Annotated in this window: 5 protein-coding genes and 2 pseudogenes; 1 reads left to right on the top strand and 6 read right to left on the bottom strand. The window is 64.9% G+C overall.

Features of this window, described 5'->3' with window-relative positions:
- Positions 1-76 precede the first annotated feature (76 nt).
- The 3 genes and pseudogenes from G3436_RS20500 to plsB form a co-directional block, all read right to left on the bottom strand.
- Positions 77-766 (bottom strand): DUF4197 domain-containing protein, encoded by a 690-nt coding sequence (locus tag G3436_RS20500; RefSeq protein WP_163948744.1) that lies wholly within the window; start codon positions 764-766, stop codon positions 77-79.
- A 32-nt stretch (positions 767-798) separates the two neighbouring features.
- Positions 799-1,197 carry a YbaY family lipoprotein gene (locus tag G3436_RS20495; protein ID WP_163948742.1) on the bottom strand — a complete coding sequence of 133 codons (399 nt, stop codon included), beginning with the start codon at positions 1,195-1,197 and terminating at the stop codon, positions 799-801.
- Between the two features lie 12 nt (positions 1,198-1,209).
- Positions 1,210-3,704: pseudogene (plsB, locus tag G3436_RS20490) on the bottom strand (glycerol-3-phosphate 1-O-acyltransferase PlsB).
- Between the two features lie 222 nt (positions 3,705-3,926).
- Here plsB and G3436_RS20485 point away from each other — a divergent pair.
- A complete protein-coding gene (locus G3436_RS20485) occupies positions 3,927-4,136 on the top strand; it encodes a cold-shock protein (RefSeq protein ID WP_038996759.1) in 210 nt (69 codons plus the stop codon).
- A gap of 98 nt (positions 4,137-4,234) precedes the next feature.
- Here G3436_RS20485 and G3436_RS20480 read toward each other — a convergent pair whose 3' ends face one another.
- The 3 genes and pseudogenes from G3436_RS20480 to dapE all read right to left on the bottom strand — a co-directional run bounded on the left by G3436_RS20480 (position 4,235) and on the right by dapE (position 6,594).
- Complete coding sequence (locus G3436_RS20480; RefSeq protein ID WP_163948739.1) at positions 4,235-4,612, bottom strand: hypothetical protein; 378 nt, start codon at positions 4,610-4,612, stop codon at positions 4,235-4,237.
- 19 nt (positions 4,613-4,631) lie between these two features.
- A pseudogene (locus tag G3436_RS20475) lies at positions 4,632-5,443 on the bottom strand (putative RNA methyltransferase).
- The gene (gene dapE / locus G3436_RS20470) at positions 5,443-6,594 is read right to left on the bottom strand and encodes a succinyl-diaminopimelate desuccinylase (protein ID WP_163948737.1); all 1,152 of its coding nucleotides are present in this window, start codon (positions 6,592-6,594) and stop codon (positions 5,443-5,445) included. The pseudogene G3436_RS20475 and the gene dapE overlap by 1 nt, the downstream one beginning before the upstream one ends.
- Positions 6,595-6,751 lie beyond the last annotated feature (157 nt).

Below are 6,751 nucleotides of genomic sequence, written 5' to 3'. Positions count from 1 at the left end.
CCACAGGGTCAGGCGGTGTTCACAAAACCTGTGGGAGCTGGCTTGCCAGCGAATGGGCCGCAACGCGGCCCCAGGTTCAGAGCGCGCCGAAAACCTTCTTGGCCAAGCCGGTAGCCGCAGCCGCCGGGTTCTCGCGAATGGTCGCTTCCTGCTTGCCGATCATCTCGAACAGGCCGTTGAGCGCCTGCTCGGTCACATACCCTTCGACATTGGCATTCTTGCTGTCCAGCAAGCCCATCGACGATGCCTGGCCGGCAAAGCTGTTGTACTGCTTGGCCAACCCGACCTGATCGGTTGCCTGCTTGACGATCGGCAGGAACTTGGCGCGGATCTGCTCGCGGCTGGTCTTGCTCAGGTACTGGGTGGCCGAGTCATCGCCGCCGCTCAGAATGGACTTGGCATCGGCCACGGTCATCTTTTTCACCGCATCCACCAGCAAGGCCTGGGCCTGCGGTACTGCTGCCTCGGCAGCCTTGTTCATGCTCGCTTCCAACTGGTCGACCTGCGCGCCCATGCCGAATTTCTTCATGGCCTTGGCCGCCTTGCCGAGGTTGCCCGGCAATTCGATGCGTACGTCCGGGTTGTTGCTGAAGCCACCCGGCGTACCCAGTTGCTTGACCGCAATCTGCGCACCCTGGGTCAGGGCGTCCTTGAGGCCGCCCGAGGCGTCCTTCTGCGACAGGTCACTCAACGACAGGGCCAGCGCACTGGCCGACAACAGCAGGCCGGCGCACAGGCCGGTAAAGGTTAGAGCGGGGCGCAACATGGCAGCATCCTTATCCAGTGAAAAAAACAGGTTCAGCGAACGGCGTCGACCTTGATCCGCACAGGCGGCATATCGGTGCCGTCGAGTTGCACGCCGTGGTGCTCGGTAGTGATGAACAATAGCTTGCCGTCCAGCTCGATGCGCGCGCTGACCGCGTAGCGATGGCCCGGCTTGACCTGGGCCGGGTCATAGCTCAAGTGGAAGGGCAGTGGCACCTGGCCCTTGATCGGGCCACGCTGGTTGGCCAGGGTCACGGCCGGCGCATCAGCCAGCGACACGTCCTGCAGGCTGACGCTCAAGGTGGCCGCCGGTGGCAGGGCGATGCGTTGCAGGTAGTACACTTCGCCGTCCAGGCTGGCCTTGGACGGTGCCGGGGTGCTGCTGCAGGCAGCCAGCAGGCTGCCGAGCACAGCCAGGGTCAATTTTTTCATCAGGTTCTCCAATCAGGCCTCTTCTGAAGCGTGTTCAATGATTTCGTCGCTGCGCTGCAGGGCCACCTGACGAATCGACAGACGTACCTCCGCCGACAGCACACGCTTGGCGCGCCCTCGGCCAGCTCGCTCAGTTTTTCATGGTAGCCGAGCTTGCCGGCCGCATCCGGGCGCAGTACACCCTGCTCGATCTGGGTCTGGATAAAGTGGCGGAACAGGCTCTTGTCGAAGAACTCCGGGGCATTAAGCCCGTGCAGGATCGACAGGCGCTGGGCCATGACCACGCACAGGTCTTCAAGCTCTTCCGCGCTCAGGGTGTGCTGGCCGCTGTTGAGCAGCAGCGCGGTGGCCATGTAGAAACGTTGCAGGGTCTGGGTGATGGCTCGCGCCAGCAGGGTCAGCAGCACGAACTGGCGTGAACTCGGTGCCGGGCGCAGGTACACGCCGCTCTCGTAGCGCAACAGGCCCTGCTCGACGAACGCCTCCAGCCATTGGTCGATCACGCCGTCCAGCGCTTGCGCGTCCCAGCGGATGAACAGTTCCGATTGCAGGTACGGGTACAGCGCATGGGTGTACTTGCCGATCAGCTCGCGGCTGATCCGCGAGCTGCTCTGGAAGAAGCTTGCCAGCAACGCCGGCAGGGCGAAGATATGCAGCACGTTGTTGCGGTAGTAGGTCATCAGTACCGCATTGTTTTCGTCCAGGTACAGGATGCGCCCCAGCGCGTCCTGTTGCTCGGCCAGCAGGTCCATGCCACGCACATGGCTGATCAGCGCCAGGCCGTCGCCCTCGGGCAGTGTGGTGTGCGCCGAGTAGGGCACCTGGCGCAGGAGGGCCAGGTACAAGTCGAGCACCCGTGCCAGGGCACGCTCGTCCAGCGCCAGGCGGCTGGTGGACAGCAGCGCCAGGGCGACCAGGTTGACCGGGTTGATCGCCGCCGCTTCGTTCAGGTGCCGGGCAACCTTTTCACCCAGGCGCGAGGTGGTCTCGTTGAGCCAGGCCGGGCGGAACTGCGGGCCGTGCTCCTGTTCGCGCCAGCCCGGCTGCTGCTGGTCGAGAAAACTGGCCAGGCGGATAGGTTCGCCGAAGTTGACGGCGACCTGGCCGAAGCGCTGCTTGAGGGCGCCAATGACCTTGAAGATGTCGAAGATCGACTCTTTCTTCTTGCTTGCCCCGCGCAGTTCGCCCAGGTAGGTGCGACCTTCGAGCACGCGCTCGTAGCCGATGTACACCGGTACGAACACGATCGGGGTGCGCGAAGAGCGCAGAAAACTGCGCAGGGTGATCGCCAGCATGCCGGTCTTGGGCTGCAGCATGCGCCCGGTGCGCGAGCGCCCGCCTTCGACGAAGTACTCCACCGGGAAACCCTTGGTGAACAGCGTGTGCAGGTATTCGTTGAACACCGCGGTGTACAGCGGGTTGCCCTTGAAGGTGCGGCGCATGAAGAACGCGCCACCGCGGCGCAGCAGGCCACCGATCAGCGGCATGTTGAGGTTGATCCCGGCGGCGATGTGCGGCGGCGTCAGGCCGTTGCGAAACAGCAGGTACGACAGCAGCAGGTAGTCGATGTGGCTGCGATGGCACGGCACGTAGATCACCTCGTGGCCGGGTGCGATGCCTTGCACCTGCTCGATATGGTTGACCTTGATGCCGTCGTAGATCTTGTTCCAGAACCAGCTCAGCACCACTTCCAGGAAGCGGATGGCGGTGTAGGTGTAGTCCGAGGCGATCTCGTTGCCGTAGCGCAGCGCCTGGGCTTCGGCCCTGGCCAGCGGGATGTTCTCGCGCTCGGCCTCGTCGCTGATGGCCTGGCGTACCAGCGGGTCGTGGACCAGGCCCTTGACCAGGTTGCGGCGGTGCGAGATGTCGGGGCCGATGACCGCGGCCTTGAGGTTGCGAAAGTGCACCCGCAGCAGGCGCTGGGCCATGCGCACGGTGCGCTCGTGGCCCTTGTTGTGCTCGACCAGCTCGCGCAGGTGGATGGGCGCCGAGAACTGCACGCGGGTCTTGCGTCCCAGGATCAGCACGCTGAGCAGCCGGCGCAGGCGCCCGGTGACGGCCCAGCTGTCGGCGAACAGCAGTTTCCACGGGCTGGACTCGCTGGCCGGCGACTGGCCCCAGAACACGCTGACCGGAATGATCTGCGCGTCCTGTTCGGCGTGCTGACTGACCAGCTCGACCAGGCGCGTGAGTGCCGGTGGCGCGCCGCGCTTGTCGTGACGGCCGAGCCAGTCGGGTTCCGGGGTCAGGTAGAAGAACGCTGCCGGCTCCATCATCGGGCCTACCGCAACGGGCAGCACCGGGCGTGGCAGCCCGGCTTTGGTGCATTCGCGGTCAACCACGGCCAGGTCGGTGAGCGAGGGCGACTGCAGCACATAGAACACCGGACGGCTGCGGTCCAGGTTCAGCGAAAAGGATGACGGGTTGATGGTCTCGGAACGCACCCAGAGGTAAAGCAGACGGCGCAGGGCGCCGAAAATCAGGCGGCGCAAGGGGGATCGGGTCATTCGATAGGTGCCCTGGGTGATGAGATGCGAGTACAGGCTCGGGCGGTTAGTGTGCCGTATCCGCGCAAGTTCAGCAAAAAGCCGCCCGGTCATGAAAATTAATGAATGGCTGCGTTATAGTCGGTCCGCCGCTTGCAGGATAAATCCGCAGCGGCGTAGGCAGGTGCCTGGTGAGGCCCTGTCGACAAGGCGATTCCAAAATAAAAATCCGGAGTAGTTCAGATGTCGTCTCGTGAGACTGGAAGTGTGAAGTGGTTCAATGATGCCAAGGGGTATGGCTTCATTCAGCGTGAAGGCGGGGCTGATGTGTTCGTGCATTACCGCGCAATCCGCGGTGAAGGGCATCGCACCTTGCTTGAAGGGCAGCAGGTCGAATACAACCTGACCCAGGGCCAGAAAGGCCTGCAGGCTGAAGATGTAGTGGGGCTTTGAACCTGTAGGCGCAGCGTTGCTGGCGACGGCTGCCGGGCAGCCCCTTGGCCCGGCAATGCCGGGCTTCGCCAGCAAGGCTGGCGCCTCAGAAAAGTCCGTCAGCTGGTGCGCCAGGTGATCTCTTCTTCGCCATCGGCACTGACGCGAATCCAGCGGTCGGCGTCTTCTTCACCTTCCTCTTCCACCCAGCTGCCAGGGGCACAACGCACTTCGACATTGAGCGCGGCGAACGCGGCGCGGGCACAGGCGATGTCGTCATCCCAGGGGGTCTGGTCGCTTTCCAGGAACAGGCTGTTCCATTTGCCGACGGCCTTGGGCAGCCAGGTCACCGGTACGTTACCGGCCATGCACTTGTAGGTCTGGCCTTTCTGCTGCCAGTCGCTGCACGGGCCAAGTGCCGCGCCCAGCCAGGCGGCGATCTGTTTGTGATCGACGTCGGCGTCCTTCAGGTAGATCTCGATATCAGGTTGGCGCATGGGGCTCTCCGGGGGCGGCTCAGTCTTGCAGCACAAAGTAATCGTAACGCATCGATACCGTCACCTCTAACGGCGCGGCCTGATCGATGACCGCTGCGCGCTTGTCGGCGCTGGCCCGCCAGCCATGCGGGGTCATGGCCAGCAGGTTGGCACGGTCGGCCGGGGCCGCCAGGCTCAGGGCGAAACTCAGCACTTCGCTGTGGGCGTGCTGCATGCCATCGGGCACCAGGGCCAGATGCTTGTCATCAGCGTAATCACGCACTTCGTCGTAGAGCTGTTCGCGCAGCTCCATCAGGTGAGCGCTGGTGGGGCCGACACGCATCAGGCCGCCACCGGGGCTGAGCAGGCGTCTGGCCTCTTGCCAGTCGAGGGGGCTGAACACGCTGGCCAGGAACTGGCAGCTGGCGTCGGCCAGGGGCACCCGCGCCATGCTCGCCACCAGCCAGGTCAGCGCCGGGTTGCGTCGGCACGCGCGCTTGACTGCTTCGCGCGAGATGTCCAGTGCATAGCCGTCGGCCTGGGGCAGGGCCTCGGCCAGTTGCGCGGTGTAGTAACCCTCGCCACAGCCGATGTCGAGCCAGCGCGCCGGCGCGCGCTCGGCGGCAAGCTCGGCCAGGCGACGTGCCACCGGGGCGTAGTGCCCGGCGTTGAGAAAGTCGCGGCGTGCCTCGACCATGGCCTGGTTGTCACCGGGGTCGCGACTGTTCTTGTGCTGCACCGGCAACAGGTTCAGGTAACCCTGGCGTGCACGGTCGAAACGGTGCCCGGCGGGCAGCCGACACCGTTGTCCAGCGCGCCGAGCGCAGCGCTGCAGATCGGGCAGATGAGCATCACGCCAGCAGCCGGGTCAGGGTCTGGTAGTAGATCTCGGTCAGCACGTCGAGGTCGCTGGCCAGGACCCGCTCGTTGACCTGGTGAATGGTGGCGTTGACCGGGCCCAGCTCGACCACCTGGGTGCCGAGGGTGGCGATGAAGCGCCCGTCGGAGGTGCCGCCGCTGGTGGAGGCCTGGGTGTCGCGACCGGTCACGGCCTTGATGCTGGCCGACACCGCATCGAGCAGTTCGCCCGGTTCGGTGAGGAACGGCAGGCCCGACAGCGCCCAGTCTACCTGCCAGTCCAGGCCGTGCTTGTCGAGGATGCTGGCCACGCGTGCCTGCAGGCCTTCGACCGTCGACTCGGTAGAGAAGCGGAAGTTGAACAGGGCCGTCAGTTCGCCGGGCACCACGTTGGTGGCGCCAGTACCGGAATTGAGGTTGGAGATCTGGAAGCTGGTCGGCGGGAAGAACGCATTGCCTTCGTCCCAATGCTCGGCTGCCAGTTCCGCCAGGGCCGGCGCGGCCAGGTGGATAGGGTTCTTCGCCAGGTGCGGGTAGGCCACGTGGCCCTGTATGCCACGTACGGTGAGCTTGGCCCCGAGCGAGCCGCGTCGGCCGTTCTTGACCACGTCACCGACCAGCGTGGTGCTCGACGGCTCGCCCACGATGCACCAGTCCAGGCGCTCGTTGCGCGCGGCCAGGCGCTCGATCACGGCCTTGGTGCCGTGGTGGGCCGGGCCTTCCTCGTCACTGGTGATCAGGTAGGCGACCTTGCCCTTGTGGTTGGGGTAGTCGGCGACGAAGCGCTCGGTGGCCACCACCATGGCGGCCAGGCTGCCCTTCATGTCGGCCGCGCCGCGCCCGCAGAGCATGCCGTCGGCATCGATCAGGGCATCGAACGGGTCGTTGCTCCAGGCCTGTACCGGGCCGGTCGGCACCACGTCGGTGTGGCCGGCGAAGCACAGCACTGGGCCGTCGTCGCTGCCGTGGGTGGCCCAGAAGTTGTCGACGTCTTCGATGCGCATCGGTTCAAGCATGAAACCGGCATCGCCCAGGCGCTGCATCATCTGTTTCTGGCAGTCGAAGTCGAGCGGGGTCACCGAAGGACGACGGATCAGGTCGCAGGCCAGTTCAAGGGTAGGCGAGAGGTCGGCTGGGGCCGTCATGAAAGACTCCGGGTACAGGGCTGGGTGCAAAAAGAAGGGGCGTTATCTTATAGCAAAAGTGCGGGGAAGGGACTGTGGATCTGTGCTGTCTGTCTGGGCCTCTTCGCTGGCAAGCCAGCTCCCACAGGGATTCGGGTACGCCGAGGACCCCGTGGGA

Origin of the sequence: Pseudomonas brassicae (assembly GCF_010671725.1) — a bacterium.
GTDB classification, from domain to species: domain Bacteria; phylum Pseudomonadota; class Gammaproteobacteria; order Pseudomonadales; family Pseudomonadaceae; genus Aquipseudomonas; species Aquipseudomonas brassicae.
This window is presented reverse-complemented; position numbering and strand designations above follow the sequence as displayed.